A 24,555-nucleotide genomic window follows, 5' to 3' on the forward strand; every position below is an offset into this window, starting at 1 on the left:
TGCGTCCTTCGAGGCTCGCTCCGCTCGCACCTCAGGATGAGGGAGGCCCGCGCTGACATCGCGCAATCAGCAGGGCAAGACGTCACGCTATTTCGGAGGGACTAACACCACACGCTCCTCATCCTGAGGTGCGAGCGGAGCGAGCCTCGAAGGACGCACCAAACAAACCTACACCAGCCCCCGCTTCTCCATCATCGCGTCGGCCGTCGGCATCTTGCCGCGAAATGCCTTGTAAAGCTCTTCGGGGTCCTTCGAGCCACCGGCGGCGTAGATGTTGTCCTTCAGCTTCTTCGCCAGTGCGGGATTGAAGGCATCGCCCGTTTCCTCGAAGGCGGAGAAGGCGTCGGCGTCGAGCACCTCGGACCACATGTAGGAATAGTAGCCGGCCGAATAGCCGTCGCCGGAAAAGACGTGGCCGAAATGCGGGGTGCGGTGGCGCATGGCGATGGTGTCGGGCATTTCCAGCTTCGCCAGCGTTTCGGCTTCGAAACGAAGCGGCTCGACCGGCGCTTCCGCGCGTGCGTGATAGGCCATGTCGACCAGTGCCGACGCGGTGAATTCGACGGTGGCGAAGCCGGCGCCGAAGGTGCGGGCGGCCAGCATCTTGTCGAGCAGCGCCTTCGGCATCGGCTTGCCGGTCGCCACATGCAGCGCGTGCTTTTCCAGAACCTCAGGCACCGTCAGCCAATGCTCGTAGAGCTGCGAGGGCAGCTCGACGAAATCGCGGCTGACGGAGGTGCCGGAAACCGAGGGCCATGTCACATCGGTGAGCAGGCCGTGCAGCGCATGGCCGAATTCGTGGAACAGGGTCTTCGCCTCGTCCACCGAAAGCAGGGCGGCCTCGCCGGCCGGCGGCTTGGCGAAGTTCATGATGTTGTAGATGACGGGCGCGGCGCCATCGCCCAGCCGGTAGCCGGATTGCAGGCTGCTCATCCAGGCGCCCGAGCGCTTCGACGGCCGGGCGAAATGGTCGGCAAGGAACAGGCCGCGCTCGGAACCGTCCGCATTCTTCACCACGAAGGTGCGCACGTCGTCATGCCAGGCGGCGATCCCCTTCTTTTCCTCGAAGGTGATGCCGAACAGCCGCGTCGCCACATCGAAGCAGGCGGCAATGACGTTGTCGAGTTGCAGGTAGGGTTTCAGTTCCGCCTCGTCGAAGGCGAATTTTTCGGCGCGCAGTTTCTCCTGCCAGAAGCGCCAGTCCCAGGCGGCGAATTTCTCGTTGCTGCCGGCCGCGATGGCCAGCCGCTCCATTTCGGTCTGGTCGGCTGCCGCCTTTTCCAGCGCCTTGTGCCACACCGGATCAAGCAGGCCGTGCACGGCCTTCGGCGTCTTGGCCATGGTGTCGTCGAGCTTCAGCGCCGCGAAACTGTCATAGCCGAGCAGTTTTGCCTTCTCGGACCGCAATGCCAGCATATCCCGCACCACCGCCGTGTTGTCGGAGGCGCCGCCGTTCTGGCCGCGCATGGTGAAGGCACGCCAGGCGGTTTCGCGCAGGTCGCGCCGCTCGGAGAAGGTGGTGAAGGGCTCGTAGATCGAGCGCGACAGGGTGACGGCGTAGCGGCCCTTCTGGCCGCGCATTTCGGCGGCCTCTGCCATGGCGCTCTTGAGGAAATCCGGCAGGCCGGCAAGGTCAGGGGCGTCGAGGAACAGCGCCCAGTCGCGCTCGTCGGCCAGTACGTTCTGGCCGAATTTCGTGCCCAGCGACGAGAGTTCCTCGTTGATCGAAGCGAGCCGCTTCTTGCCGGCGGCGTCGAGTTTCGCACCGGAACGGACGAACCCTTTCCAGGTCTTTTCCAGCACGCGCAGCGTCTCGGCATCGAGGCCGAGTTTTTCGCGGCGCTGGTAAAGATCGTCGATGCGGGCAAACAGTTTTTCGTTCATCGAGATGGCGGAGAAATGCCGCGCCATCTTCGGCGACACCTCGCGCTCCAGCGCCTGGAGGGTGTCGTTGGTGTTGGCGCCGGCCTTGCACCAGAAGATCGAGGACACGCGGTCGAGCGCCTGGCCCGACAGTTCCAGCGCGGCCAGCGTGTTGGCGACGGTCGGCGCCTCGGAATTGTCGGCGATCGCCGCGATCTCGGCCTCGTGCGCCTTGAGCGCCGCATCGAAGACGAGGGCGAAATCGCCGTCGCCGGTACGGGTGAAGTCAGGCAGGCCGAGCGGCCCCGTCCAGTGCGTCAGCGGATGGGCGGCGAGGTCGAGCTTGTCGGACATGGCGGGGACTTTCCGGGATGGTTGCGGAGAAGGGGGACCATGGCCGATGTAGGATGATGGGGCAGGCGGCGCAACCGTGCGCCCGCCTCAGCCGATCTCCGGCCTTTCGAAGTCGCCGGTCGCCTTGTTCATCGCCCACAGTTCGCCGGTCGAAACGTCGAACCAGGCGCCGTGCAAGGCGAGCTTGCCTTTGTCCTCGAGGATCTTGATGCAGGGGAAGGTGCGCAGGTTGGCGATCGAATAGCGGATCGAGATGCGTTCCAGCGCCGTCGCCCGCTCTCCCGTGGTCATCATGGTCGAGGCGGCGACCGTATCGGCGGCCGGCGAGATCAGGCTCATCCACTTGCCGATGAAATCGCCGGGCGACAGCGGCACCGCGCTGTTGTGGCTCAGCGCCGCCTTGATGCCGCCGCAGCGGCCATGGCCCATGACGACGATGTTCTTCACCTTCAGGCTCTGCACGGCGAATTCCAGCGCCGCCGAGGTGGAGTGGTATTCGCCGTCCGGCTCATAGGGCGGAATGAGGTTGGCGACGTTGCGCAGCACGAACAGTTCACCCGGCCCGGCATCGAACACGGTTTCCGGCGCGGTGCGCGAATCGCAGCAGGCGATGATCATCGTCTCCGGGGCCTGCCCTTCTCGCGCCAGCGAACGGTAGTGATCGCTTTCGCTGACATAGCGGCCGGTGATGAAGTTGCGGTAGCCGGCGATGAGGTGATCGGGAAGCAGGGGCATCGGAGATATGAAACCTTTCTGGCAGGGATCATGATCCTGTCGCCAAAGGCTGTAGCGGGAAACGACGCCCCGGATCAACGACGAATTACAGGCGATCGCCAGCGCTTCAGGTCCAGATCGCCACGGGAATGCCGAAGCGGTCGGTTCCGGGAGGCTCCGGGAAGGGACGGGCCTCGCCGCGCGCGATCCGGCCTGCGATGACGAGCATGGCCGCCGCGTCGAGGAAGTCGTCGGCGGCCGCGCCGCGCGGCGGCGCCCGGTCGAGAAAGGCGCGGTCGTAGCCATGGCGGGCAAGCAGCGTTTTGCGCTCCTCCATGCCGGCGGGGTTCACCGCACCCCTGACCTTCTTGGGCAGGCGCATGGCCTGTCCGCCGTTCAGCCGCCAGAAGGCGACTTCCGGGTGACTCTCGAAGACACGTTCGCGCAACCGCGACTGCGCCACCAGCAGTGCGTCGATCTCACGAATCCTGGCGAAGATGCCGAAAGCCTGGATCGAAACGCCGCGTGGCGGATCGGAGGTGGCCATCGCCACCGCGCTGGCGCGCCGGTGGGCCGCATACCAGGCCTCGACATCGGCGAACGGCCCCGGCTCGGCGTAGACGGCGGCACGCGAGGGGATGGAAAAGACGCTGGACTGACGTTCGCCCAGAAGCGGCCGCACCAGAGCCTCCGGTCCGCGCCCGCCTTTGGCCGTGAAATCCGGCAGGCCGATCGGCATATCGACGGCGACGGTGGCATCCTCGGGCAGCGATTGCAGAAGAGCCGCGAAGCTCGGCATGACGCAAACGGACGGCGTCTGGCCCGGTAGTGCGCAAACGGCGATCCAGCCAGCCTTGCAGCCGTCGACGCCGGCAAGCGTCGCGGCGCGGGCCGCGCTCACGCGCGGCGGTCCCGCCCCGGATGCAGCAGGTGGCGCAGCTGCACCATGGCCATGGGATGCGACAGGCTCTGCGCATCCGTTTCGAGCTGCAGCTCGTCGCCGCCGCGCTTGGCGGTGCGGGCGAGGATCTCGTAGACGGCGGCCGTGGTCGTCTGCAGCGCCTTGGCCGGCAACTGGCCGGACAGGATGCGCGCCAGGTAGACGGCGGCGGTCAGGTCGCCCAGCCCATTAGGTGGCCGCTCGATCAGGCGATGCTCGGCCATCAGCGCCTGGTTGCCGTCGAGCAGGATGTTGCCGGTACCGCCCGCCATCATGGCCGGCGCCGAGGTCACCAGCATGGTGGCCGGACCGGCGTCGAGCGCGGCGGCGATCGTGGAGCGGATGTCGGGGAGGGCAACCGCTGCCATCCATTGCAGTTCGTAGCGGTTCGGCGTGGCGATGTCGGCCAGCGGCATCAGCCGGTCGCGCAGCGCCACCGCCGTCGCCTCAGGCACGTAGAGACCGCCCGAATCGCCCATCACCGGGTCGCAGACATAGAGTGCGGCGGGGTTCTTCGCCTTCACGGCCTTGACGAGATCGGCGATGGCCTCGGCCTGTCCCGCTTCGCCGAGGTAGCCCGACAGAACGGCGCCAACCTCGCCCAGCCAGGGCGCGCGGGCCAGGTCGGCCAACAGCGCCGAAAACTGTTCCGTCGGCGGAACGATCCTTGTGGCGCGGCCGTGGCCGGGATGCCAGGGCAATATGACGGTGGGCACCGCCCAGACCGGGAAGCCGAGCGTCTCCAGCGCGAAGACGGCGGCGCGGTTGCCCACCGAGCCGCGGGCGACATGGCTGGAAACGACGATGACCGCGCGTGCGCCGCCGCCTGGAATGCTCTCGTCCATGGATGTCTAACCGCGCTGCATGAGGAACAGGACGAAGCCGACCAGCACGGCGACGGTGATGGCGGCGGCCAGCCAGCGGCCGATGCGGGTGCCGATCTGCTCAATGCGGTCGGACGAATCGACGTCGGCCGCCGACAGATGATCGCGGGCGCGGCCGGTCATGCGGGCGACGAACGTACCGCCCGGCTCGCTCTCCGCGGCCAGACGCCGCAATATGCGCTGCGATTCGGCCTCGCCGTCGCCGTTCTGCTTGCCAGCCATGGTCGATCCCGTTTTCGCGGCCAGCTTAGCCGGTCGCGGCAAGCCTGCACAGGGCCTGCCGAAGCGCTGCGGCCATGCCACGCGCGACCTGCCGTTTCCTTGGCCGCGGTTTGTGCTATTGCTTCGGCATCCGATCCCATGAGGGCCTTTCGATGCACGCAGACCGTCTTGCACCGCTTCCTTCCCTGCGCAACCTGCTCACCTTCCTGGTGATGGCGGCGCTGCTGCCGCTGCTCGCCGGCTGCGGCTACAACACTATCCCCACGGCCGAGGAGAACGCCAAGGCGGCTTGGAGCGAAGTGTTGAACCAGTACCAGCGCCGCGCCGACCTGATCCCCAACCTGGTGGAAACCGTGAAGGGCTATGCCGCGCACGAAAAGGGCACGCTGGAGGCTGTCGTCGAGGCGCGCTCGAAGGCGACGCAGGTGACGGTGAGCCCGGAAACGCTGTCCGATCCGGAGGCCTTCAAGAAATTCCAGGACGCCCAGTCCGGGCTAACCGGCGCGCTATCGCGGCTCCTGGCGATCACCGAGAACTATCCCGATCTCAAGGCCAACCAGAACTTCCTGGCCCTGCAGGCGCAGCTCGAAGGCACCGAGAACCGCATCGCGGTGGCGCGCCGCGACTACATCCAGGCGGTCAAGGACTACAATCTGACGCTGCGTACGTTCCCGTCCGTCCTGTGGGCGACCCTGTGGTTCCGCTCCAACCAGCCGTTCCAGAACTTCACCGTGGCCGAGGACAAGATGGAGCCGCCGAAGGTGGACTTCGGCGGCGGCAATACCAGCGGCGGGACGACGACCGGCGGCAGCGGGCAGGGCGGCTGAAGACTGTTCGTGATGTTCGCAAGGATCGGCGCGTCGCGATCCCTCCCCCTTGAGGGGAGGGTGCCGAGCGAAGCGAGGCGGGAGGGGTCACCTCGGCAGTGCCGGAGGTTCTTCTTTGTGCTGGCGTGGTGGAGGCGACCCCTCCCGTCCGCTACGCGGCCACCCTCTCCTCGAGAGGGAGGGGTTCTTGCGCTTCTGCTTGCCCTCTTCCTGATTTTTCCGGCCTTCGCCGCCGAACTGCCGAAGCTCACCGGCCGGGTGGTCGACGATGCCGGCATGATCGACGCGGCGACGGAAGCCTCGCTGACTGAGAAGCTCGCCGACTTCGAGAAGAAGGGATCGGACCAGATCGTCGTCGCCACCGTGCCGAGCCTTGGCGGCGATGACATCGAATCCTACGCCAACAAACTGTTCCGTGCTTGGGGGCTCGGCCAGGCGGGCGAGAACAACGGCGTGCTCCTGCTGATCTCGCGCGACGACCGCAAGATGCGCATCGAGGTCGGCTATGGGCTGGAAGGCACGCTGACCGACCTGCATTCCAAGCTCATCATCGAGAATGACCTCGTGCCGGCCTTTCGCGCCGGCGATTATTCCGGCGGCATCTCCAAGGCTGTCGACGACCTCGTCATGGTTCTGGAGGGCAACCCCGAGGAACTGGAGGCGCGCGGCAAACGCAACCAACAGGAAAGCCCGATCGATCCCGATACGGTGATCTTCTTCATCTTCCTCGCCATCTGGGCGACCATCTTCTTCGGCGGCATGGCGATGGCGATCCTGCCGCCGATCTTCGGCACCAAGATCGGCCCCGGCCGCTATCGCTGGCTGGGCATGACTTTCGACCAGCGGCGGCGCTCGTCCTCCTCCGGCGGTTCGTGGACCTCGGGCGGCGGCGGATGGTCTTCAGGTGGCGGCGGTGGCTGGTCGTCCGGCGGCGGTGGGTTTTCCGGCGGCGGAGGCTCCTCCGGCGGCGGCGGCGCTTCGGGAGGCTGGTGAGACATGGCGACCCGTCCGATCACGGCAGAAGAACACGCCCGCGTCACCGCCGCCATCCGCGCCGCAGAGGCGAAGACGGACGGCGAGATCTATTGCGTGGTGGCGCGCGCCAGCGACGGCTATTTCTTCCCGGCGGCATTCACCGCCCTGATCGCCATGCTGATCGCCAGCCTGGCGGTGGCCTGGGGGCTGGAGCACTGGTGGATCAGCATCCGCCTGCCGCATTTCGTGCTTGCCCAGATGCTGGCCGGCGCCTCCATGCTGGCGCTGCTGTGGCTCGTGCCGGCCTTGCGCATCCATCTGGTGCCGCGCCGGCTGCGCTACAAGGCGGCGCACGCCAATGCGCTCAGGCAGTTCCTCGCCCGCAACGTGCATGTCACGGCGGCGCGGACCGGCGTGCTGATCTTCGTCTCGCTGGCCGAGCGCTATGCCGTCGTGCTAGCCGATTCCGGCATCGATGCGCGCGTCGGCCAGCATGTGTGGGACGGCGTGGTGCGCGACCTGACCGGGCATGCCGCCCGCGACCGGCTGGCGGACGGTTTCGTGCAGGCGGTCGAGGTGGTCGGAACGGTGCTGGCCGAGCATTTTCCTGTGACGCCGGGCGACGTCAACGAACTGGACGACCATCTGGTCGAAATCTGAGCGCCCCGCTTCGGAAGGCTACCGATCCGCCCGTCTTCACGATTGATGAACGGCGCTCGCGGCGCCTGCTTCGGTTCTTGCAATCGCGACAGCCGTGTTTATGGTTAACAAATCATGAATACGCTGACCATCGACATCCGCAAGGCAGAACCGCGTGACGCGGCCGAGATCGCCGAAGTGCATCTCGAAGCCTGGCGCAACGCCTATGCGGGCATCATCCCGCATCGCGCGCTGACGGCGATGATCAACCGCCGTGGCGCCGACTGGTGGGCGAACGCCATCCGGCGCGCCGCGACGGTGCTGGTGGTGGAGATCGGCGGCGCCATCGCCGGCTACGCAACGATCGGCAAGAACCGCGCCCGCGAACTCAGCCAGGAAGGCGAAATCTACGAACTCTACATGCTGCCCGAATACCAGGGCATTGGGCTCGGCAGCCGGCTGTTTTCGGCGGCGCGCCGCACGCTCGCCGATCATGGCCTGAAAGGCATGGTGGTGTGGGCGCTGGAGGAGAACAACAACGCCCTTTCCTTCTACGCCGGTGCCGGCGGCCGCGATGTCGCCGAAGGCGTCGAGGTGTTCGAGCACAAGGCGTTGAAGAAGGTCGCCTTCGTCTGGGAATAGACGGCGCGGCCGGAAGCCTTGCCGCTTGCCGAGCGTAGACGCCCGGTTCCTCGTTTCCCGCGATTTCGGACGAGAGTTTGGGTCCTGCTCCGGAAATTGCCCGTTTCTACCCGATTCGTCGCATTGCACAGCTTCGCGCGTGCCTCTATCGGTGAGGCCGACAAAAGGAGACAGCCATGCGCATCGACGCCATAGCCACCGGCAACAACCCGCCCGAGGATGTCAACGTCATCATCGAGGTGCCGATCGGCGGCCAGCCGATCAAGTACGAGATGGACAAGCAGGCCGGCGCGCTGTTCGTCGACCGCTTCCTGCATACTTCGATGCGCTATCCCGGCAATTACGGTTTCGTGCCGCACACGCTGTCGGGCGACGGCGATCCGATCGACGTGCTGGTGTGCAACACGCGCGAACTGGTGCCCGGTTGCGTCATCAACGTGCGGCCGATCGGTGTGCTGATCATGGAAGACAATGCCGGCCAGGACGAGAAGGTGATCGCCGTGCCCTCGCCGCACATCACCAAGCGCTACGAAGGCGTGCTCGACTACACCGACCTGCCGCAGATCACGCTCGACCAGGTGGCGCATTTCTTCGAGCACTACAAGGATCTGGAGCCCGGCAAATGGGTCAAGATCGGCGGCTGGCACGACGCCGCCCATGCCAGGAAGATGATCGTCGAGGCGATCGAGCGCGCCAAGGGCAAATAGGCCCAGACCGTCCTCTGGCCCAGCCGCGTCACCGTCAGTTGTCGACGCGGCCGAAGGCGGGCACGGCGCCGCTGGTCACGCGCTGGTCGTTGCCGCACTGAAAAGCCTTCGCTTTCTCGTCGGCGATCTTGCGGGCTTCCTCGTTGGCTTTCGGATTGCCTTCCACGGCGACGAGGCCGACCGTGCAGCCGGGCCCGCCGCCCGGCTGACCGACCCTGGAGACGACGAGCACATCCGTCTTCGTCGTTCCGTCGTCGCTGCTTGTGACCGAGCGGCGATGGATGGCGGCAAAGGGAACAGCGACGTCCCCTTCCGTCTCAAGGCGCCATTCCACCTTGCCGGCCGATTCGTTGAAAGCGACGAAGCTCTCCCAGACGCCGGTCATGTCGGCGGCGGGAAAGCCGTAATAGATCGACTCGCGCGCATCGTCATAGGCGATCAGCACCGGATAGCCACGGTAGCCGGAGCAGGCGAGATCGGCCCAGTCGCCTTCGCCCTCCGCAGCCTGTCCATACGTGACGCAATCGGCCTTCCAGTCGAGATCGGTGTAGGCGCTGGAAATCTCGCCGGCGAAGGCGGGACGGACGGCGGCGCAGGCGACAACGGCAGCGACGGCGAGAAGGGCGCGCATGGAATGTCTCCGTTTCGGACGCGTCCAGTCTATCGCCGAAGGCGGTGGCCAGCTAGATCGGTTCACCGTTTCATGGAAACGGCGTAACGATCTATCTCTTTGTTTTAGCGCATTTGTGCGACGCCGGACGGTCCGTCCGGCTGCAATTGCTCTAGCCGAGCGTCAACCGCCCGACAGCGTGAGCGAGGGTAGCGGCATCGCCGGTTATGCGGACCGTCTTCAGCCGTGAGGTGCCGCCGGTGACGACCTTGACGGTGGAGAGGGGGACGCCGAGCGCCTTAGCCAGGAGTTTTTCCAACGCCGCATTGGCTGCGCCTTTTTCCGGCACGGCGCGCACGCGCACCTTGAGATGGGTGCTGCCGTCGGCCGCTTCCGCCGCCCCTTCCAGCGCGTCCGTCGAGGATTTCGGCGTCAGCCGCACGAACACGTCGATGCCGTCGTCACGCGGCCTGACCGGCCCGCTCATGACGACAGGTCAGCCGATCATCGGCGCCACGGTGGTGATCAGGAACTGGCGCAGGAAGAACAGCACGAGCAGCAGGATGATCGGCGAGATGTCGATGCCGCCGAGGTCTGGCATGAAGCGGCGGATCGGCCTCAGAGCCGGCTCGGTCAGCCTGAACAGCGCGTTGCCGACTGCGCCGACGAACTGGTTGCGCGGGTTGACGACGTTGAAGGCGTAGAGCCAGGAAAAGATCGCCGAAGCGATGATGATCCACCAGTAGAGGTCGAGGGCTAGGACGAGGGTCTGAATAAGGGCGATCATGCCGGTCTCCGCGTGTCGCCGACATGTAGCCATTGACGCGAAGACGGGCAAGTGGCCGCCGACGGCGCAAGAGCGATCGTCGGCTGCACGACAGGCTTCGGACACCAGTCGGAGTTAAGGCCAGCTCCGGCCGTCCTGCCGGGGCGAGCCGACGACCGCCCAAGCGGACGGTACCGGCCGCGATTTGCTCGCTTGACAGCGGACGGCCCCGCCCCATAAATGCGCCATCCGCCGAACGGGGCTGTAGCTCAGCTGGGAGAGCGCGTCGTTCGCAATGACGAGGTCAGGGGTTCGATCCCCCTCAGCTCCACCATTCGGCGGGTTATCTGCGCAGATTCCCTTTCGTTTCCAGGTGATCGGACGCCGGTCCTGCTGCCTTCGCTTCGTGCGCCGGGGCGTTTTGACTTTACGCATGGCTTGCGTCCTGACGTGGTGGCGTTTAGCTAGGCCGCGCTTGTGCAATTCCCGCTTGTTCCGGACGGTATCCCATGGCTTCCAAAACGCTCTTCCTCCTTCCTGGCGACGGCATCGGCCCCGAGGCGATGGCCGAGGTCAAGAAGCTGATCGCCGCCATGAACGAGAAACTGGGCTCCGGCTTCGTCACCGACGAGGGGCTGGTTGGCGGCTGCGCCTATGACGCCCATGGCGTGGCGATCTCCGACGCCGACATGGAAAAGGCGATGGCTGCGGACGCCGTCCTGTTCGGCGCTGTCGGTGGGCCGAAGTGGGACCCGGTGCCCTATGAGGTGCGCCCCGAGGCCGGTCTCCTGCGCCTGCGCAAGGACCTCGAACTGTTCGCCAACCTGCGCCCCGCCATCTGCTATCCGGCGCTCGCCGCCTCCTCGTCGCTGAAGCAGGAAGTGGTCGAAGGGCTCGACATATTGATCGTGCGCGAACTCACCGGCGGCGTCTATTTCGGTGAGCCCAAGCAGATCATCGACCTCGGCAACGGCCAGAAGCGCGGCATCGACACGCAGGTCTACGATACGTTCGAGATCGAGCGCATTTCCGGCGTCGCCTTCGAGCTGGCGCGCACACGCAAGAACCACGTCACCTCGATGGAAAAGCGCAACGTCATGAAGTCGGGCGTGCTGTGGAACGAGGTGGTGACCGCCACGCACAAGGCGAAGTATTCTGACGTCAAGCTCGGCCACATGCTGGCCGACGCCGGCGGCATGCAACTCGTGCGCTGGCCCAAGCAGTTCGATGTCATCGTCACCGACAACCTGTTCGGCGACATGCTGTCGGACGTCGCGGCGATGCTGACCGGCTCGCTCGGCATGCTGCCGTCCGCCTCGCTCGGTGCGCCCGACGCCAAGACCGGCAAGCGCAAGGCGCTCTACGAGCCTGTGCATGGCTCGGCGCCGGACATTGCCGGCAAGGGCATCGCCAACCCGATCGCCATGATCGCGTCTTTCGCCATGTGCCTGCGCTATTCCTTCGGCATGGTGAAGGAGGCCGACGGCCTTGAGGCGGCCATCGCCGCCGTGCTCGATGACGGCCTGCGCACCAGGGACATCGCCTCGGCCGGGACGAAGGAAGTCGGCACCGCCGAGATGGGCGACGCCATCATCGCCAGGTTCTTCGCCTGAAAACCGGCCGAAGCCCCATTCGCATGTAGTTCACCCGAGAGCAGCTTCCTGCTTTCGGGCGACGTCATCGGCAACCGAGTGCCTGCCGTCCGGCCCCGGCGGCTGCGACGATCGGCGTTGATCCCGGCGAGGCGGCGGAGGCAGCGTCAGGCCGTGCCGCGCCTGATGCGCAGGAGAACATCGGCGACGATGAGGGCATGCAGCAGGAGCGCCAGACCCAGCGCTGCGCAGTGAAAGCCGGCCTCGACCGGACCGGTCGCCATAATCGTTCCTATGCCGAGCGGCAGGAATATCAGCAGGGATGTCGCCAGTCCGGGATTGTAGCGGCGGAAGCGTATGGCGGCAGCAATGTGGGTGACGCCGTTCACCAGCATCGCATAGGGCGCCACCAGCCCGTAGCCGGCGCCCCACAGATATGCGGCATAGAGCGCGGCCAGATTGAGGCCCCAGACGACGGGAATGTTGACGACAAGGACCGCCGCGACGCTGGGTGCATTGCGGCCGCCGAAGACGTGCCGATTGACGAAGGTGCGGAAGCGGTCCCCCGTATGCTCCTCGACCTGGTGGGGCATGTAGCCCGGGCTGTGAAGGAAGATCAGCGCGAGCGGCAAGGCATAGGCCGCGTGAACGAGAGGCCATAGGGCCAGAAGCGCCGCCGCCATGAACCCGGCTGCCGCCACCCACCGGCTCGCAAGCCACATCCTCAGGTTCCCCATCCATCCGCCTCGATTGAAACAACGGTGCCGACAAGTCCGCACGGCGGCGATGTCGGCGTCCTCATGGCTCCCGGCGGCCGTCATGCTGCCCTGCTCCCCGGTCTGTCAGAGCCGGATGCCTTCCGGCACGGAACCCCATCTGTTGTCCTGTCTCTGGCTGGGAAGCAGCGTGAAGACGAAAACGATCAGCGCGCCGATATAGGGTACGAACACCAGCAGGTAGAACCAGCCCGACAGGCCCATGTCGTGGATGCGGCGCACCGTGATCGCCACTCCCGGCAGGAGGGTCGCGAGCACGAACAGGCCCAGGGCGGCCATAGTGAGCAGCGGTCCGTCGCTGCTGTCCAGATTGCCGGCCGCGCCATCGACGAACAGGCCGATGAAGCAGATGGCCAGTGCCGCGACGGTCCAGAACAGGAAATAGCCCCAATATTCCTTGCGGCGCGCGCGGCCGCGAAAGGTGGCGTAGTTTTCCGTCAGGCCGCGCCGGAAATAGGCCCACAGGCCGGTCGAGCGGGGCCGGCCGGCATCCGCGACGGCGAGCCTGCCGAAATGCGGCGGCGCCGTGGGCGCGGCGGCAGCCGGTTCCATCGGCGTCGGGCCTGGCTGCCACGGTGTTGCCGGGGCGGCGTCGTCGGCCGCCGCAGCGCGGATCGTGAAAATGGCGCGCGCCTTGTCGCCGTTCGGCTGGAACTCGACGACCGCGCCCTTTTCCATAGGCATCTGCCGACGCAGGTCCTCGGCAACAAAGGTGTAGCGGTTGCCATCCGCGCCGTGGATGAAGCCGAAGCCCTGCGCCTCGTCGTAGTGGAGAACCTCACCGCGCATGACCGCCCCCGCCTCGAATGCCGCACGATGTGCAAAGATCGGCCGTCCTGCAAGAGCCAGCGGCAAAACGGCCTCGTGCGGCGGGCGACCGCAGGCAAGCCGATTGACTCCTTTGGCAAAGCGCGTAAAAGCCACCGCCGAACAGGAACGTTCTCGATGCGCGGCATATTGATGGCGCTGTTTGCCCTCGATTTCCCCGGCCACCGTGTGGCCGGCGGCACTGTCGCGCGCCTGTCCTCGACCAAAACCACGGCCAAAAAAGCGACCGTCACCACGGTCTGATCTCCCTTGGCCAGCTCGCCCTCTCCCCGGGTCCGGCCCGAGGGAGGTGGGACCCGCACCGGCCGGCGGGTTCTCTCGAAGCAACCAAGCGGAGAGCGACAGGAGATTTCGATGGGTTTCAAGGTTGCGGTAGTCGGTGCCACGGGCAATGTGGGCCGCGAGATGCTCAACATTCTGGAAGAACGCGGCTTCCCCGCCGACGAGGTGGTGGCGCTCGCCTCGCGGCGCAGCCAGGGCACGGAAGTGTCCTATGGCGACCGCACGCTGAAGGTGAAGGCACTCGATACCTACGATTTCTCCGACACCGACATCGCGGTGATGTCGGCTGGCGGCAACGTGTCGAAGGAATGGTCGCCGAAGATCGGCAGGCAGGGCTGCGTCGTCATCGATAATTCCTCGGCCTTCCGCTATGACCCGGACGTGCCGCTGATCGTGCCGGAAGTGAATCCGGACGCGATCGTCGGCTTTTCCAAGAAGAACATCATCGCCAACCCGAACTGCTCGACCGCGCAGATGGTGGTGGCGCTGAAGCCGCTGCATGACGCGGCGACCATCAAGCGCATCGTCGTCTCCACCTACCAGTCGGTGTCCGGCGCCGGCAAGGAAGGCATGGACGAGCTGTTCACGCAGACGCGCGCCGTCTTCGTCGCCGATCCGGTCGAGGCCAAGAAGTTCACCAAGCGCATCGCCTTCAACGTCATCCCGCACATCGACGTGTTCATGGACGACGGCTCCACCAAGGAAGAGTGGAAGATGGTGGCCGAGACGAAGAAGATGCTCGACCCAAAGATCAAGCTCACTGCCACCTGCGTGCGCGTGCCGGTGTTCATCGGCCATTCCGAGGCGGTCAACGTCGAGTTTGAAAAGCCGATCTCGGCCGACGAGGCGCGCGACATCCTGCGCGAGGCGCCGGGCTGCCTTGTCGTCGACAAGCGCGAGGACGGCGGCTACATCACGCCGATCGAGAGCGCCGGCGAGGATGCGACCTATATCTCCCGCATCCGCGAGGATTCGACGCTCGACAACGCGCTGAACCTGTGGATCGTCTCCGACAACCTGCGCAAGGGTGCTGCGCTCAATGTCCTCCAGATCGCCGAATTGCTGATCGCGCGCGGTCTGATCCAGCCGAAGAAGCAGGCGGCTTGATTTGTCCTCACGCTGTCGCCGCTTCGCGGCTCGCTCCGGACGGGGCGCGCCACGAGGCGCGACGCGCGGTCGCGCTTGCGGCCTTTGGCCGTTCGCTCTTTCGCACTGCTGATGGCCCCTAGTTCGGTCGAAATTGTCGAACTGCGTCGGGCGACGATGTCCGACGCGCCGGCGATTGCGCGGGTGCTGCGGCTATCGCTGGAGTCACTCGTCTGGATGCCGAAGCTGCATACGCCGGACGAAGACCTCGCCTTCATCCGCGACACGGTGCTGCCGCGGCAGTCCGTCACCGTGGCAGAGGCCGGCGGTGAAATCGTCGGCTTCGTCGCCGTGCATGAGGGATGGCTGAATCTGCTCTATCTCAGCCCCGAATGGACCGGGCAGGGTATCGGCGGTCGCCTGCTTGAAGCGGCGACGGCGGGGGCGGGCGAGGCGAAGCTCTATTGCTTCCAGGCCAATGCCGGCGCCCGCCGTTTCTATGAACGGCACGGCTTTCGCGCTTCGGCCTTCTCTGCCGGCTCAGCCAATGAAGAAGGCCTGCCGGACGTGCTCTACACCCGGCGCGGATAGGGCAGGGCGTGTCGGCCGGCACCGTGCTTCGATCTCCTGTGTAAGATGCGGAAACGGCGGGGTTTTTCACTCGCGCGGGATCGATATTGCCAGATCGGTTTTGCGGTGCAGCACCGTCGATGTTTGACGGATTTGCCGCAAATAATTGCCTTTGAACGAAAAATATGCTTTTATTGAATGATCATTCAACAAATAAGAGCATGACGATGAACCCGCACCTGCGCGATGTGGCCGTTCCCAACGATTGGGATCGCAGGGGCCTGCCGGGCTGGAGTTATCATTCCAACGCGCTTCTCGACCTGGAGAAGGAGCATCTCTTCCGCAACCACTGGCAGATCGTCGGCCATGTCAGCGACGTGCCGAACGCCGGCGACTATCTGACCATGGACGTGGTCGGCGAGCGGGCGCTTGTCGTGCGCGGCAAGGATGGCGTGGTGCGCGGCTTCCATAACCTTTGCCGCCATCGCGGTTCGCGCGTCGTGGCCGACGAGAAGGGCACCTGCGGGAACGCGCTTGTGTGCCCTTTCCACGGCTGGGTCTACAATCTCGACGGCACGCTGAGGGGCGCCGCCCGCCCGCGGTCTTTTCCCGACCTCGACAAGCGGGAATTCGGCCTCGTCCCGCTCGACCTCGAAATCTGGATGGGTTTCATTTTCATCCGCTTCCGCAACGGCGGGCCGCAGGCTTCGGTGGCGGAGCTTCTGAAGCCGATCGAGGCGGAGATTTCCCATTACCGCGTTGCCGACATGGTGCCGTCCTGGGGCATCTGGACGCAGAAGACGCCGGTCAACTGGAAGTCGGTGCGCGACGTCGACAACGAAGGCTATCACGTCGCCATGGCGCATCCGGCCTTGCAGGACCTCTATGGCACCACCTATTACGACGAGCCCTTCGTCAACGGCGTGTCGCGTTCCTTCGCTACCTACAATCCGCATGCCGGGCGCCGCTGGAGCGTCAGGCAATACGTCAAGATCGCGCCGCGGCCGCAGCGCCTGCCGGAGCGCCTGCGCGAAGCCTGGGTTTACTACGGCATCTTCCCCAATGCGGTGATCGCGCTGACGCCCGAGACGGCGCAGTTCTATCAGGAATTCCCGCTGTCGACCGGCGAGACGTTGCTGCGCGGCGCCATCTACCGCTACCGCGACGAGACGCGCGAGCAGGCCGCCGCCCGTTACCTCGCCTACCGCGTCGACCGCGACACGATGGCCGAGGACGTGCAGCTTTCGGTATGGTCGAACGAGTCCATGCTTTCGGAGGCCTTCGCCGGCTTCTTCCTCTCGGACCTGGAATACGGCGTGCGCACCCATCACGACCACCTGCGTCGGCAGTTGCCGGTGCTCGATCTGGCAACGGCGCCCGACGAGAAGGATATGGGAGCACTCAACGAGGCGTTGGCGAGCCGGGGCTGAGCCCGTTTCAGGGAAGAATCCACGTCCGGTCCCATTTCTCGAGCAGCGCCGGTCGGTGCCCCCGCTTGCCGGCAATACGATCGAGGAACATACTGGCCGGCAGGCAAGCGGGGGCTTGGACATGGCCGGCTATTTCGGAACGCAGCGCCAACAGTTGCTCCAAGAGCGCACGCATACATTCAGGGACTGGATGGCGGAGACGCCCGGCATCTACAACGCCGGGCGTTTTATCGGCACGGACGATCCGGACAGGGCGGTATGGAGAGATCTCGAAACGATACTCGATCGCGACGGCATCCTGGGCCTGCGCATGGTGACGCGGGATCAGGCGTCTCGTTTCTTTCCGGGGCTGGAAGCCAGAGGCTACCGGATCGACACCTGGGACATTTTCACCGCGGCGGTCGCCGATATCGCCGACAGGGTGGCAAGCATCCTGTCGTCCGGCCTGCCCGCAGGCGTTCGCGCCTGCCCGCCACTATCCGGACCGGAAGGCGACGATACGCCGCCTGCAGCAATTCCTGGCCGACAACGGCATGGCGCCGTTTTCCGGCACGATGCTGGCCGGCACTCCTCCGGTCGCCAGGACGATCGCGCTGGAGAATGCCGATGGCGCCATCGTCGCCTGCGGGCATGCCTATTTTCCACACAACCGTCACAGCCGGTTCAGCCGCTACGCCTGGATCGGCCTGATCGCCGTGGCGGCATCTCAACGCGGCAGCGGACTAGGCCGGGTTGTCAACGCCATGCTGCTCGATGCGGCCGCGCGAGAACTCGGCGCCGACCATGTCTATGAACTGGTCGGCGCCACGAATATCGCTTCCCGGCGGATGGTCGAAAGCTGCGGCCTGCGCATTGCGGGCGATCTCGTCTGCGGCGTCGCCACTCCGGCACAGGAAGACCGCTTCACGCGGTAGCTGCCGGCCGTCAGCCGTCCCACACGCCTTCTTTCCTGAGGTCGTCCATCGTCCGCGAGATGCCTTCGCGCAGGATCGCCACCATCGTGTCTATTTGCTCGCAGGTGATGATGAGCGGCGGGCTCATCACGCACATGTTGATCAGCGGGCGCACCAGCAGGCCGAGTTCGTGGCAGTGGCGGTCGATGCGCTTGCCCACCGCATTGTCGAGTTCGAGCGGGTTGTTGCTGTCGCGGTCGGCGACGCATTCGACGCAGGCCATGAGGCCCATGCCGCGCACCTCGCCGACCAGTGGCAAGGCCTCCAGCGTCTTCAGCTGGGTCTGGAAATAGGGCGCCACCTCGCGGGCATGGGCGAGAATCCCGTCTTCCAGCAAGTCAAGGTTCTTCAGGGCGACGGCGCAGCCGACCGGATGGCTGGTGTAGGTCAGACCGTGGGCGAACATGGCGTCGGGATGGTTGGACTTGCGCAGTTCTTCCAGCAGCCGGCCGGAAATGACGACGCCGCCGAGCGGAAAATAGCCTGAGGTGACGCCCTTGGCGAAAGTGATCATATCGGGGTCCAGCCCGAAGACCTCGCCGGAGGCGAAGACATGGCCCAGCCGGCCGAAGGCCGTCACCACCTCGTCGGAAACGTAGAGGATGTCGTTGGCGCGGCAGATCTCGCGGATGCGTTTCAGGTAGCCGTCCGGCGGTACGATGACGCCGCCCGAGGCCTGGATCGGCTCGCCGACGAAGGCGCCGATGCGCTCGGCGCCGATCTCCTCCACCGTCTGGCGGAATTCCTCGACGAGGAAATCGGCGAAGGTTTTGCGGCTGACCCGGGCCGGCCGTCGGAACGGGTTGGGCGCGGTCAGCTTGACGACGAGGCCGTCGGCGCCGTCCATCCAGTCGCGATCGCGCGGGCGCCCGTTGAGGGATGCCGACAGATAGGTCGAGCCGTGATAGGCGCCGCCGCGCGACAGGATCAGTTTTTTCTCCCGCCGGCCGCGCACGTTGTTGGTGAACTGCATGAAGCGTAGCGCGGTCTCCACGGCGGAAGAACCGCCGGTGGTATAGAAGACGTGGGAAAGGTCGCCCGGCGCGTGGTCGGCGATACGCCGCGCCAGCTCCGCCGAGGGCGCGTTCATCGTGTACCACGGCGTGTTGTAGGAGAGCTGCATCGCCTGCTCGTACATCACCCGCGCCAGTTCCTCGCGGCGGTGGCCGACATTGATGCACCACATGCCCGCCGGTCCATCGATGAGGCGCTTGCCGTCGCCGTCGGTGATGTGGATGCCGTCGCCTTCACCGATCAGCGCGCGCGCCTCCGCCCCAGCCGATCCGGCGACCGGCCAAGGCTGGATGAGGTGGCGCGTTGCGAGGTCGACCGCATCGTCGCCGTGGCGGCCGAAATCACCTGCCGGTTTCGTGTCGCGCAATGCCGCCATCTTCGCCTCCTGCAACGACCGAATCCGCCGCTTCACCGGAACGCCATACCGCTCGGAAGCGGTGCGTTCTTCCCTTCATTTTGAATGGTCGTTCAATCAATATCGCAGAAATACCGCTTGATTTCAATCTGCGGATGCGTTCATGATGAAACAAAGCCGGTCCGCCTGGACGCCAGCCCGGAAGCTGGACGCCGCGGGTGAATGGGGAACAGACCGGCGGCAAACGGGATGGCAGCGTGGCGGGACGATCCAGGCCAGCGACCGGAATGCGATCCGAGGCCAGGCCATGACGGCGGCGGCGGAAGGATCGGCCCCGCTTGCCGCATCGCGGCCTGGGAGAAAGCCCCTTCTGCAGTCGGAATCGGCACAGGGCCTCGCCCTGATAACCCCCACCTTCCTTTACGCGCTGGTTTTGCTGGTCCTGCCGATCCTGGTGGTGATCGCGCACTCCTTCTGGACGCAGCACTACCTCACCATCGACCGCACCTTCACGCTGGAAAACTACCGCATCGCGCTGACCGAGCCGATCTACCGCGATCTCCTGTGGCGCTCGCTCTATATCTCGCTCGTCACCAGCGTCGCCACCGTGGTGCTGGCCTATCCGAACGCCTACTACATTTCCTTCCACGGTGGGCATCGCAAGGGCCTGTGGCTGTTCCTCATTACCATCCCGTTCTGGACCAGCTACCTGCTGCGCGTGATGTCGTGGAAGGTCATCCTCGGCTACAACGGCGTGCTCAATTCCGGCCTGATGGGGCTGGGCATCATCGACGAGCCGATCACCGCGCTCCTCTACAACTCCAACTCGGTCATCATCACGCTGGTGCATGCCTGGGCGGCCTTCGCCATCCTGCCGATCTTCGTGTCGTTGGAGAAGGTCGACCGCACGCTGATCGAGGCGGCCAAGGACCTCGGCGACGGGCCGCTGCGCTCCTTCCTCAGGGTCACCCTGCCGCTGTCGGCGCCCGGCGTCATCTCGGCCCTGCTGATCGTCATGATCCCGACCGTCGGCGACTACGTCACGCCGAAGCTGGTCGGCGGCAAGGACGGCGTCATGATCGCCAATGCCATCCAGGCGCAGTTCGGCAAGGCGTCCAACTGGCCGCTGGGTGCGGCACTTTCGGTGACCACGATGATCGTGGTGACGGCGATGGCAGGGGCGGCGGTGCTCATCATCCGCCGCGCGGCGAGGCTTGCGCGATGAGCGGGCTGAAGCGTCTCGTCCCGGGCGGCTGGCTCTCCGTCTATGCGGTGCTCTATGTCGCCTTCCTCTACGTGCCGGTGCTGTTCCTGCCGGTCTTCTCGGTCAACACGGCGGCGACGCCGAAGTTCCCGCTCTCCGGCTTCACCTGGAAATGGTACGAGGGCCTGCCGCATACGCCGGAACTGCTCAACGCCGCCTGGAACAGCCTTGTCGTCGGCCTTTCGGCGTCGGTGCTTTCCACCGTTTTCGGCATTCTCGCGGCGCGCGCCATCACCCGCTACCGCTTTCCCGGCCGGCGCCCCATCAACGGGCTCATCATGGCGCCGCTGGTGCTGCCGGAAATCATCGTCGCCATCTCAATGCTTTTGGTCATCCTGCAGCTCGGCCTGTCGCTGTCGCTGTTCACCGTCGTGCTCGGCCATGTGCTGGTCTGCATCCCCTATTCGATGACGGTGCTGACTTCCGGCTTCGAGGGCTTCGATCGCTCGCTGGAAGAAGCCTCGGCCGATCTCGGCGAAAGTGCCTTCGGTACGTTCCGGCGCGTGACGCTGCCGATGGTGACGCCGGCGATCATCTCCAGCCTGCTGGTCTCCTTCACCATCTCGCTGGACGAGTTCATCATCGCCTTCTTCCTGACCGGCACGGAAGCGACGCTGCCGATCTACATCTGGGGCCAGCTGCGCTTCGCCGCCAAGCTGCCGGGCGTGCTGGCGCTCGGCACGCTGCTGCTCGTCGCGTCGTTCGTGCTCCTGTCCATTGCCGAGGTGCTCAGGCGGCGGGCGGCGCGGCGCACCCAGTCCGAGGGAGGGCTTTATGCCTGAACACAGCGTGCGGCCGATGGGCGAAATCAGGCCCATGATCGAAATCAGAAACGTCACACGCAGCTACGGCGCCTTCAAGGCGCTGGACGAGGCCAATCTTTCCATCAACGAGGGCGAATTCTTCTCGCTGCTCGGGCCTTCGGGCTGCGGCAAGACCACGCTGCTTCGGATGATCGCCGGTTTCGACAATCCGACGACCGGCTCCATAGCCGTCGACGACCAGCCGATGGCCGGCATCCCGGCCAACCGCCGCCCTACCAACATGGTGTTCCAATCCTACGCCATTTTTCCGCACCTCAATGTCGAGCAGAACGTCGGCTATGGGCTGAAGCGGCTGAAGCTGGAGGCAGGCGAAGAAAGGCGCCGCGTCGAGGAGGCGTTGGCGCAGGTATCGCTGACGGGCCTCGGCAAGCGCGGCGCCACGGAACTTTCCGGCGGCCAGCGCCAGCGTGTCGCGCTCGCCCGCGCGCTGGTGATGCGGCCCAAGGTTCTGCTGCTCGACGAGCCGCTGTCGGCGCTCGATAAGAAGCTGCGCGAACAGATGCAGGTGGAACTGCGCCGCCTGCAACAGGCGGTCGGGATCACCTTCGTGCTGGTCACCCACGACCAGTACGAGGCGCTCGCCATGTCCGACCGCATCGCCGTGATGTTCGGCGGCCGCATCGCGCAGGTCGCCTCGCCGAAGGAGATCTACCAGCGGCCGGTGAACCGGCAGGTCGCCGACTTCCTCGGCGGCATGAATTTCGTCAGGGGCGAGATCATCGAGGAGAACGGCGCCTCGCTCACACTCGACACGCTGGGATTCGGCCGCGTCAGCACCGAGAAGCCGACCGCTTTCGTGCGCAACGGCGGCGCCGCGACGCTCGGCATCCGGCCGGAGCGGCTGCGCGTGCTGTGGGATGACGAGACGTCGCAGTTCCAGGTCACCGGCACGGTGGTGGAGCGTCACTATTTCGGCGAAATCACTCACCTGGTGGTCGAGATACCGGGACTGGAAAAGCCCCTGTCGGTGACCGAGACGAACGACTTCGGCGCCGACGACATTCCGGTCGGCTCGGCCGTACGGCTGGCCTACGACCCCGAGGCGCTGGTGGCGATGGCGGATTGAAGGGTCGCGATGACCTTCTTCGCGCCCTCCCGCCCCGCCACAATGGCGCCTTCGATATAGCCAGGAAAGGACGGCGATAGTTCCGAGGAGGCGAAGAACAGCGGCGGCGCACCCGCGCGCAGCACGTCTTCGGCGTCGGTGGCGCCCATGTCGACGACGAGATCCGAATAGGCGCCGCCGCTCCAGCGGTCGTTCGTCCAGTCGCGCAGCATGACGTCGAGCGGTTCGCCCGCCTCCGGTCCGAGCGCGGCGACGAGCCAGGCGATCGCCTTTTTCTTCACGCCGGCCTCGCCGAGTGCTCGTGTTTCCTGCGCGAGCGGTCCGCCGATGAAGAAGCCGAGCGTCGGATGCGCCTCATCCGGGCTGACGTCGAAGGCGAAGAGGCCGGCCGGGTCGCGCCACATGACGACTCCGGAAAGGTTGCGCTCGCGCCAGAAGGCATGGGGATAGCGCAGGAACAGTTTTATCACCGCGCCGCTGCGCCACGCGCCGAGCGCGCCCGCAAGGCCGGTTGGCAGCACGGGCGCGTAATCGAGCTTTGCCGCCGTCGCCGGTGGCAGGCAAATCAGCACGGCGCGGGCGGCGAATACGGGGGCGGCGTCCTTGCCGTCTGTCTCGCCGGTTGTCACGCGCACGCCAGTCGGAGCAGATTGGATGCCCGTCACCTCCGTTCTAAGCCGGATACGATCTCCCAGGTCCAGCGCCATCTCCTGCGCCAACGCATGCGCGCTGCCGGCAATGAAATATTGCAATTCCGGCGCTTCGTTGGTGACACGCCGGTCGTTGGACACAAGATACCAGGCCGGCAGGTCCTCCAGCGCCAGGCACCAGAGGCCTTCGATCATCGAGCGGAAGCCGTCCCTGGCATCGTCATCGTCGGGCTGGCGCGCCAGCCAGTCGGCCACGGTCAGGCCGGCGAGCGAGGGATCGTCCGGCGAAAAGCCGTTCAGCCGGTCGCGGATCGCCATCGCGCCTGCATAGGAGCGCTCGATCTCCGCGACCGACAGCGGCGGCTGGCGGACGGGCGCGCCGTCGAACCGCGTCTCGACCAGTTGTCTGCCATAGGCCCTTGCCAGCGCCAGAAATTCCGGCATGTCGTCGCACAGGAACTGGCCGCCGGTGTCGACCCGCTCGCCCAGTCCGTTCAGCCGCGATTCGACGCGGCCGCCGACATGATCCTGCGCTTCCAGCACGACGAAATCGACGCCCGCGTGCTTCAGCGCAAGCGCCGCCGACAGCCCGGCAAAGCCGGCGCCGACGATGACGACGGCCGTTGCATGTGCCGCGCCGCTCAATAGCCCGCCTTGATCTTCTCGAATTCCTCGACCATGCGCTGTTTCAGCTCCGGCGGCACCGGCTGCTGGAACAGCGTCTTATCGAGGAACTTGTCGAGGTTGTCGAAGCCGCGCTCGGAAAGCAGCGTGTGGTCCGTCGCGGTCATGCCGGCGGCATTGCCGTGGCCGTAGCCGAAGGTCGTGACCATATAGCTGGAAACCTCCGGGGCGTTGACGGCTGAAAAAAAATCATAGGCCTGGTCGGGATGCGGCGCGTCCTTCAAGAGTACGTAGCCGCAGACCCAGGTCGAGAGACCCTCGTCGGTGTCGCGGTTCATGGCGATCGGCACGCCCTGGCCCTTCAGCGTCACGAACGTCTCGTTCCAGCCCCAGACGAGGTCGACTTCGCCGCTGGAAACGGCCTGGTTCAGGTCGGTGTCGTCGGTCCAGTAGAAGCGGACGTTCTTGTGCACCTGACGCAGGAAATCGGAGGCTTGCCTGAACTGGTCGTCGGTCATCTTCGTCCAGTCCTTCAGCCCGATGACGAGGCTTGCCAGCGCATAGGCATCGTCGACGTTGTCGCCGATGGTGACGCGGCCCTCGAACTTGGGGTCGGCGAAGATCTTCAGCGACTTCGCCTCGTCGGTCGTGACATGGTCGGTGCGATAGAGCAGCGAGGTGTTGCCCCAGTCGAACGGCATGAACCATGCCTTGCCATCGGCGGTGGTGGCGAGGTCCTTCATCTTCATGATGTCGGGGTTGAGGTCGGCCCAGCCGGCGATCCTCGACGTGTCCAGCGGTTGAATGATGCCGGCGTCGCGCCACTTCACCACGCTCTGCGAACAGGGATGGCCGACATCGGCCTTGAAGCCGGCGCGCACCTTCTCGAAGGCCTCATCCTCGTCGCCGAAGAAGGAGAAGCTCGGCTCGCCGCCGTATTTGGCGGTGTAGGCAGGATGCAGCAGCGGATCCTCATAGCCGGACCAGTCGAGCACGATCAGGTCCTTCGGATCGGCCGCAACGGCGAGCGCGGCGCTGATGGCGGGGATGGCGCAAGCGGCTGCGAAGGCAAGGCGACGAAGCAGGCGATTCATTGGC

At 65.7% G+C, this 24,555-nt stretch carries 27 protein-coding genes and 1 tRNA gene; 15 read left to right on the top strand and 13 right to left on the bottom strand.

Annotation, left to right across the window (positions count from 1 at the left end; translation table 11 throughout):
* Positions 1-168 precede the first annotated feature (168 nt).
* The 5 genes from E6C48_RS10855 to E6C48_RS10875 all read right to left on the bottom strand — a co-directional run bounded on the left by E6C48_RS10855 (position 169) and on the right by E6C48_RS10875 (position 4,977).
* Positions 169-2,217 (bottom strand): M3 family metallopeptidase, encoded by a 2,049-nt coding sequence (locus E6C48_RS10855; protein ID WP_136357013.1) that lies wholly within the window; start codon positions 2,215-2,217, stop codon positions 169-171.
* Between the two features lie 87 nt (positions 2,218-2,304).
* On the bottom strand, positions 2,305-2,952 hold the full coding sequence (locus tag E6C48_RS10860; protein WP_136357015.1) for a carbonic anhydrase: 648 nt from the start codon (positions 2,950-2,952) through the stop codon (positions 2,305-2,307).
* A 106-nt stretch (positions 2,953-3,058) separates the two neighbouring features.
* On the bottom strand, positions 3,059-3,832 hold the full coding sequence (locus tag E6C48_RS10865) for a DUF429 domain-containing protein (RefSeq protein WP_136357017.1): 774 nt from the start codon (positions 3,830-3,832) through the stop codon (positions 3,059-3,061).
* Entirely contained in the window at positions 3,829-4,716 is an 888-nt protein-coding gene (gene pdxY, locus E6C48_RS10870) for a pyridoxal kinase PdxY (RefSeq protein WP_136357019.1), read from the bottom strand. The genes E6C48_RS10865 and pdxY overlap by 4 nt, the downstream gene beginning before the upstream one ends.
* Before the next feature lie 6 nt (positions 4,717-4,722).
* Complete coding sequence (locus E6C48_RS10875) at positions 4,723-4,977, bottom strand: hypothetical protein (RefSeq protein ID WP_136357021.1); 255 nt, start codon at positions 4,975-4,977, stop codon at positions 4,723-4,725.
* 152 nt (positions 4,978-5,129) lie between these two features.
* Between E6C48_RS10875 and E6C48_RS10880 the strand changes: the two genes are divergently transcribed.
* The 5 genes from E6C48_RS10880 (at position 5,130) to ppa (ending at position 8,767) form a co-directional block, all read left to right on the top strand.
* Entirely contained in the window at positions 5,130-5,804 is a 675-nt protein-coding gene (locus tag E6C48_RS10880; protein WP_136357023.1) for a LemA family protein, read from the top strand.
* A gap of 12 nt (positions 5,805-5,816) precedes the next feature.
* On the top strand, positions 5,817-6,797 hold the full coding sequence (locus E6C48_RS10885) for a TPM domain-containing protein (protein ID WP_136357216.1): 981 nt from the start codon (positions 5,817-5,819) through the stop codon (positions 6,795-6,797).
* A 3-nt stretch (positions 6,798-6,800) separates the two neighbouring features.
* The gene (locus E6C48_RS10890; RefSeq protein ID WP_136357025.1) at positions 6,801-7,439 is read left to right on the top strand and encodes a TPM domain-containing protein; all 639 of its coding nucleotides are present in this window, start codon (positions 6,801-6,803) and stop codon (positions 7,437-7,439) included.
* Between the two features lie 114 nt (positions 7,440-7,553).
* A complete protein-coding gene (locus E6C48_RS10895) occupies positions 7,554-8,060 on the top strand; it encodes a GNAT family N-acetyltransferase (protein WP_136357027.1) in 507 nt (168 codons plus the stop codon).
* A gap of 176 nt (positions 8,061-8,236) precedes the next feature.
* Entirely contained in the window at positions 8,237-8,767 is a 531-nt protein-coding gene (gene ppa / locus E6C48_RS10900) for an inorganic diphosphatase (RefSeq protein ID WP_136357029.1), read from the top strand.
* A 34-nt stretch (positions 8,768-8,801) separates the two neighbouring features.
* On the opposite strand, the gene E6C48_RS10905 is transcribed toward ppa, so the two are convergent.
* From E6C48_RS10905 to E6C48_RS10915, 3 genes are all read right to left on the bottom strand, one after another.
* Complete coding sequence (locus tag E6C48_RS10905) at positions 8,802-9,398, bottom strand: hypothetical protein (protein ID WP_136357031.1); 597 nt, start codon at positions 9,396-9,398, stop codon at positions 8,802-8,804.
* Positions 9,399-9,549: 151 nt separating this feature from the next.
* Positions 9,550-9,864: a DUF167 family protein gene (locus tag E6C48_RS10910; RefSeq protein ID WP_136357033.1), complete on the bottom strand. Its 315-nt coding sequence runs from the start codon at positions 9,862-9,864 to the stop codon at positions 9,550-9,552.
* A gap of 9 nt (positions 9,865-9,873) precedes the next feature.
* On the bottom strand, positions 9,874-10,164 hold the full coding sequence (locus tag E6C48_RS10915; protein WP_136357035.1) for a YggT family protein: 291 nt from the start codon (positions 10,162-10,164) through the stop codon (positions 9,874-9,876).
* A gap of 237 nt (positions 10,165-10,401) precedes the next feature.
* Between E6C48_RS10915 and E6C48_RS10920 the strand changes: the two genes are divergently transcribed.
* Positions 10,402-10,477 (top strand) — tRNA-Ala (locus E6C48_RS10920).
* Between the two features lie 175 nt (positions 10,478-10,652).
* Positions 10,653-11,756 (top strand): 3-isopropylmalate dehydrogenase, encoded by a 1,104-nt coding sequence (leuB, locus tag E6C48_RS10925; RefSeq protein WP_136357037.1) that lies wholly within the window; start codon positions 10,653-10,655, stop codon positions 11,754-11,756.
* A gap of 146 nt (positions 11,757-11,902) precedes the next feature.
* Here the strand turns inward: leuB and E6C48_RS10930 are convergent, their stop codons facing one another.
* Both E6C48_RS10930 and E6C48_RS10935 read right to left on the bottom strand, forming a co-directional pair.
* Positions 11,903-12,457, bottom strand: a complete 555-nt coding sequence (locus tag E6C48_RS10930; RefSeq protein ID WP_330998600.1) for an HXXEE domain-containing protein — start codon at positions 12,455-12,457, stop codon at positions 11,903-11,905.
* A gap of 120 nt (positions 12,458-12,577) precedes the next feature.
* On the bottom strand, positions 12,578-13,300 hold the full coding sequence (locus E6C48_RS10935) for a DUF805 domain-containing protein (RefSeq protein ID WP_136357039.1): 723 nt from the start codon (positions 13,298-13,300) through the stop codon (positions 12,578-12,580).
* Between E6C48_RS10935 and E6C48_RS22535 the strand changes: the two genes are divergently transcribed.
* From E6C48_RS22535 to E6C48_RS10955, 5 genes are all read left to right on the top strand, one after another.
* On the top strand, positions 13,280-13,582 hold the full coding sequence (locus E6C48_RS22535; RefSeq protein WP_206086470.1) for a hypothetical protein: 303 nt from the start codon (positions 13,280-13,282) through the stop codon (positions 13,580-13,582). The two genes, E6C48_RS10935 and E6C48_RS22535, sit on opposite strands and share 21 nt — an antisense overlap.
* Positions 13,583-13,693: 111 nt before the next feature.
* Positions 13,694-14,728 (top strand): aspartate-semialdehyde dehydrogenase, encoded by a 1,035-nt coding sequence (locus E6C48_RS10940; protein WP_136357041.1) that lies wholly within the window; start codon positions 13,694-13,696, stop codon positions 14,726-14,728.
* A gap of 156 nt (positions 14,729-14,884) precedes the next feature.
* The gene (locus tag E6C48_RS10945; protein WP_230978725.1) at positions 14,885-15,298 is read left to right on the top strand and encodes a GNAT family N-acetyltransferase; all 414 of its coding nucleotides are present in this window, start codon (positions 14,885-14,887) and stop codon (positions 15,296-15,298) included.
* A gap of 206 nt (positions 15,299-15,504) precedes the next feature.
* Entirely contained in the window at positions 15,505-16,707 is a 1,203-nt protein-coding gene (locus tag E6C48_RS10950; protein WP_136357045.1) for an aromatic ring-hydroxylating oxygenase subunit alpha, read from the top strand.
* A 533-nt stretch (positions 16,708-17,240) separates the two neighbouring features.
* Positions 17,241-17,621: a GNAT family N-acetyltransferase gene (locus tag E6C48_RS10955; RefSeq protein ID WP_136357047.1), complete on the top strand. Its 381-nt coding sequence runs from the start codon at positions 17,241-17,243 to the stop codon at positions 17,619-17,621.
* Positions 17,622-17,631: 10 nt separating this feature from the next.
* Here the strand turns inward: E6C48_RS10955 and E6C48_RS10960 are convergent, their stop codons facing one another.
* Entirely contained in the window at positions 17,632-19,050 is a 1,419-nt protein-coding gene (locus E6C48_RS10960; RefSeq protein ID WP_136357049.1) for an aminotransferase, read from the bottom strand.
* A gap of 286 nt (positions 19,051-19,336) precedes the next feature.
* Here E6C48_RS10960 and E6C48_RS10965 point away from each other — a divergent pair, with 286 nt between their 5' ends.
* The 3 genes from E6C48_RS10965 to E6C48_RS10975 are packed head-to-tail and all read left to right on the top strand — an operon-like array spanning position 19,337 to position 22,183.
* Positions 19,337-20,254: an ABC transporter permease gene (locus tag E6C48_RS10965; protein ID WP_136357052.1), complete on the top strand. Its 918-nt coding sequence runs from the start codon at positions 19,337-19,339 to the stop codon at positions 20,252-20,254.
* Complete coding sequence (locus E6C48_RS10970) at positions 20,251-21,075, top strand: ABC transporter permease (protein ID WP_136357054.1); 825 nt, start codon at positions 20,251-20,253, stop codon at positions 21,073-21,075. The genes E6C48_RS10965 and E6C48_RS10970 overlap by 4 nt, the downstream gene beginning before the upstream one ends.
* A gap of 34 nt (positions 21,076-21,109) precedes the next feature.
* Complete coding sequence (locus E6C48_RS10975; RefSeq protein ID WP_136357220.1) at positions 21,110-22,183, top strand: ABC transporter ATP-binding protein; 1,074 nt, start codon at positions 21,110-21,112, stop codon at positions 22,181-22,183.
* On the opposite strand, the gene E6C48_RS10980 is transcribed toward E6C48_RS10975, so the two are convergent.
* Together E6C48_RS10980 and E6C48_RS10985 are read right to left on the bottom strand one after the other, a co-directional pair.
* Complete coding sequence (locus tag E6C48_RS10980) at positions 22,147-23,478, bottom strand: flavin monoamine oxidase family protein (protein WP_136357056.1); 1,332 nt, start codon at positions 23,476-23,478, stop codon at positions 22,147-22,149. The genes E6C48_RS10975 and E6C48_RS10980 overlap by 37 nt on opposite strands.
* Complete coding sequence (locus E6C48_RS10985; protein WP_136357058.1) at positions 23,475-24,551, bottom strand: extracellular solute-binding protein; 1,077 nt, start codon at positions 24,549-24,551, stop codon at positions 23,475-23,477. Before E6C48_RS10985 ends, E6C48_RS10980 begins: the two co-directional genes overlap by 4 nt.
* Positions 24,552-24,555 lie beyond the last annotated feature (4 nt).

This window comes from Ollibium composti, assembly GCF_004801285.1.
Classification (GTDB): domain Bacteria; phylum Pseudomonadota; class Alphaproteobacteria; order Rhizobiales; family Rhizobiaceae; genus Mesorhizobium; species Mesorhizobium composti.

Bases quoted from the DNA above. Each gene is read 5' to 3' on its own strand.
- E6C48_RS10895 (WP_136357027.1), top strand. From the start codon at position 7,554: ATGAATACGCTGACCATCGACATCCGCAAGGCAGAACCGCGTGACGCG.
- E6C48_RS10890 (WP_136357025.1), top strand. From the start codon at position 6,801: ATGGCGACCCGTCCGATCACGGCAGAAGAACACGCCCGCGTCACCGCC.
- E6C48_RS10935 (WP_136357039.1), bottom strand. From the start codon at position 13,300: ATGCGCGGTGAGGTTCTCCACTACGACGAGGCGCAGGGCTTCGGCTTC.
- pdxY (WP_136357019.1), bottom strand. From the start codon at position 4,716: ATGGACGAGAGCATTCCAGGCGGCGGCGCACGCGCGGTCATCGTCGTT.
- E6C48_RS10885 (WP_136357216.1), top strand. From the start codon at position 5,817: ATGTTCGCAAGGATCGGCGCGTCGCGATCCCTCCCCCTTGAGGGGAGG.
- E6C48_RS10930 (WP_330998600.1), bottom strand. From the start codon at position 12,457: ATGTGGCTTGCGAGCCGGTGGGTGGCGGCAGCCGGGTTCATGGCGGCG.
- E6C48_RS10975 (WP_136357220.1), top strand. From the start codon at position 21,110: ATGATCGAAATCAGAAACGTCACACGCAGCTACGGCGCCTTCAAGGCG.
- E6C48_RS10875 (WP_136357021.1), bottom strand. From the start codon at position 4,977: ATGGCTGGCAAGCAGAACGGCGACGGCGAGGCCGAATCGCAGCGCATA.
- E6C48_RS10940 (WP_136357041.1), top strand. From the start codon at position 13,694: ATGGGTTTCAAGGTTGCGGTAGTCGGTGCCACGGGCAATGTGGGCCGC.
- E6C48_RS10955 (WP_136357047.1), top strand. From the start codon at position 17,241: ATGGCGCCGTTTTCCGGCACGATGCTGGCCGGCACTCCTCCGGTCGCC.
- E6C48_RS10860 (WP_136357015.1), bottom strand. From the start codon at position 2,952: ATGCCCCTGCTTCCCGATCACCTCATCGCCGGCTACCGCAACTTCATC.
- E6C48_RS10945 (WP_230978725.1), top strand. From the start codon at position 14,885: ATGTCCGACGCGCCGGCGATTGCGCGGGTGCTGCGGCTATCGCTGGAG.
- E6C48_RS10965 (WP_136357052.1), top strand. From the start codon at position 19,337: ATGACGGCGGCGGCGGAAGGATCGGCCCCGCTTGCCGCATCGCGGCCT.
- E6C48_RS10855 (WP_136357013.1), bottom strand. From the start codon at position 2,217: ATGTCCGACAAGCTCGACCTCGCCGCCCATCCGCTGACGCACTGGACG.
- E6C48_RS10910 (WP_136357033.1), bottom strand. From the start codon at position 9,864: ATGAGCGGGCCGGTCAGGCCGCGTGACGACGGCATCGACGTGTTCGTG.
- leuB (WP_136357037.1), top strand. From the start codon at position 10,653: ATGGCTTCCAAAACGCTCTTCCTCCTTCCTGGCGACGGCATCGGCCCC.
- E6C48_RS10985 (WP_136357058.1), bottom strand. From the start codon at position 24,551: ATGAATCGCCTGCTTCGTCGCCTTGCCTTCGCAGCCGCTTGCGCCATC.
- E6C48_RS10905 (WP_136357031.1), bottom strand. From the start codon at position 9,398: ATGCGCGCCCTTCTCGCCGTCGCTGCCGTTGTCGCCTGCGCCGCCGTC.
- E6C48_RS10960 (WP_136357049.1), bottom strand. From the start codon at position 19,050: ATGGCGGCATTGCGCGACACGAAACCGGCAGGTGATTTCGGCCGCCAC.
- E6C48_RS10970 (WP_136357054.1), top strand. From the start codon at position 20,251: ATGAGCGGGCTGAAGCGTCTCGTCCCGGGCGGCTGGCTCTCCGTCTAT.
- E6C48_RS10915 (WP_136357035.1), bottom strand. From the start codon at position 10,164: ATGATCGCCCTTATTCAGACCCTCGTCCTAGCCCTCGACCTCTACTGG.
- E6C48_RS10950 (WP_136357045.1), top strand. From the start codon at position 15,505: ATGAACCCGCACCTGCGCGATGTGGCCGTTCCCAACGATTGGGATCGC.
- ppa (WP_136357029.1), top strand. From the start codon at position 8,237: ATGCGCATCGACGCCATAGCCACCGGCAACAACCCGCCCGAGGATGTC.
- E6C48_RS10880 (WP_136357023.1), top strand. From the start codon at position 5,130: ATGCACGCAGACCGTCTTGCACCGCTTCCTTCCCTGCGCAACCTGCTC.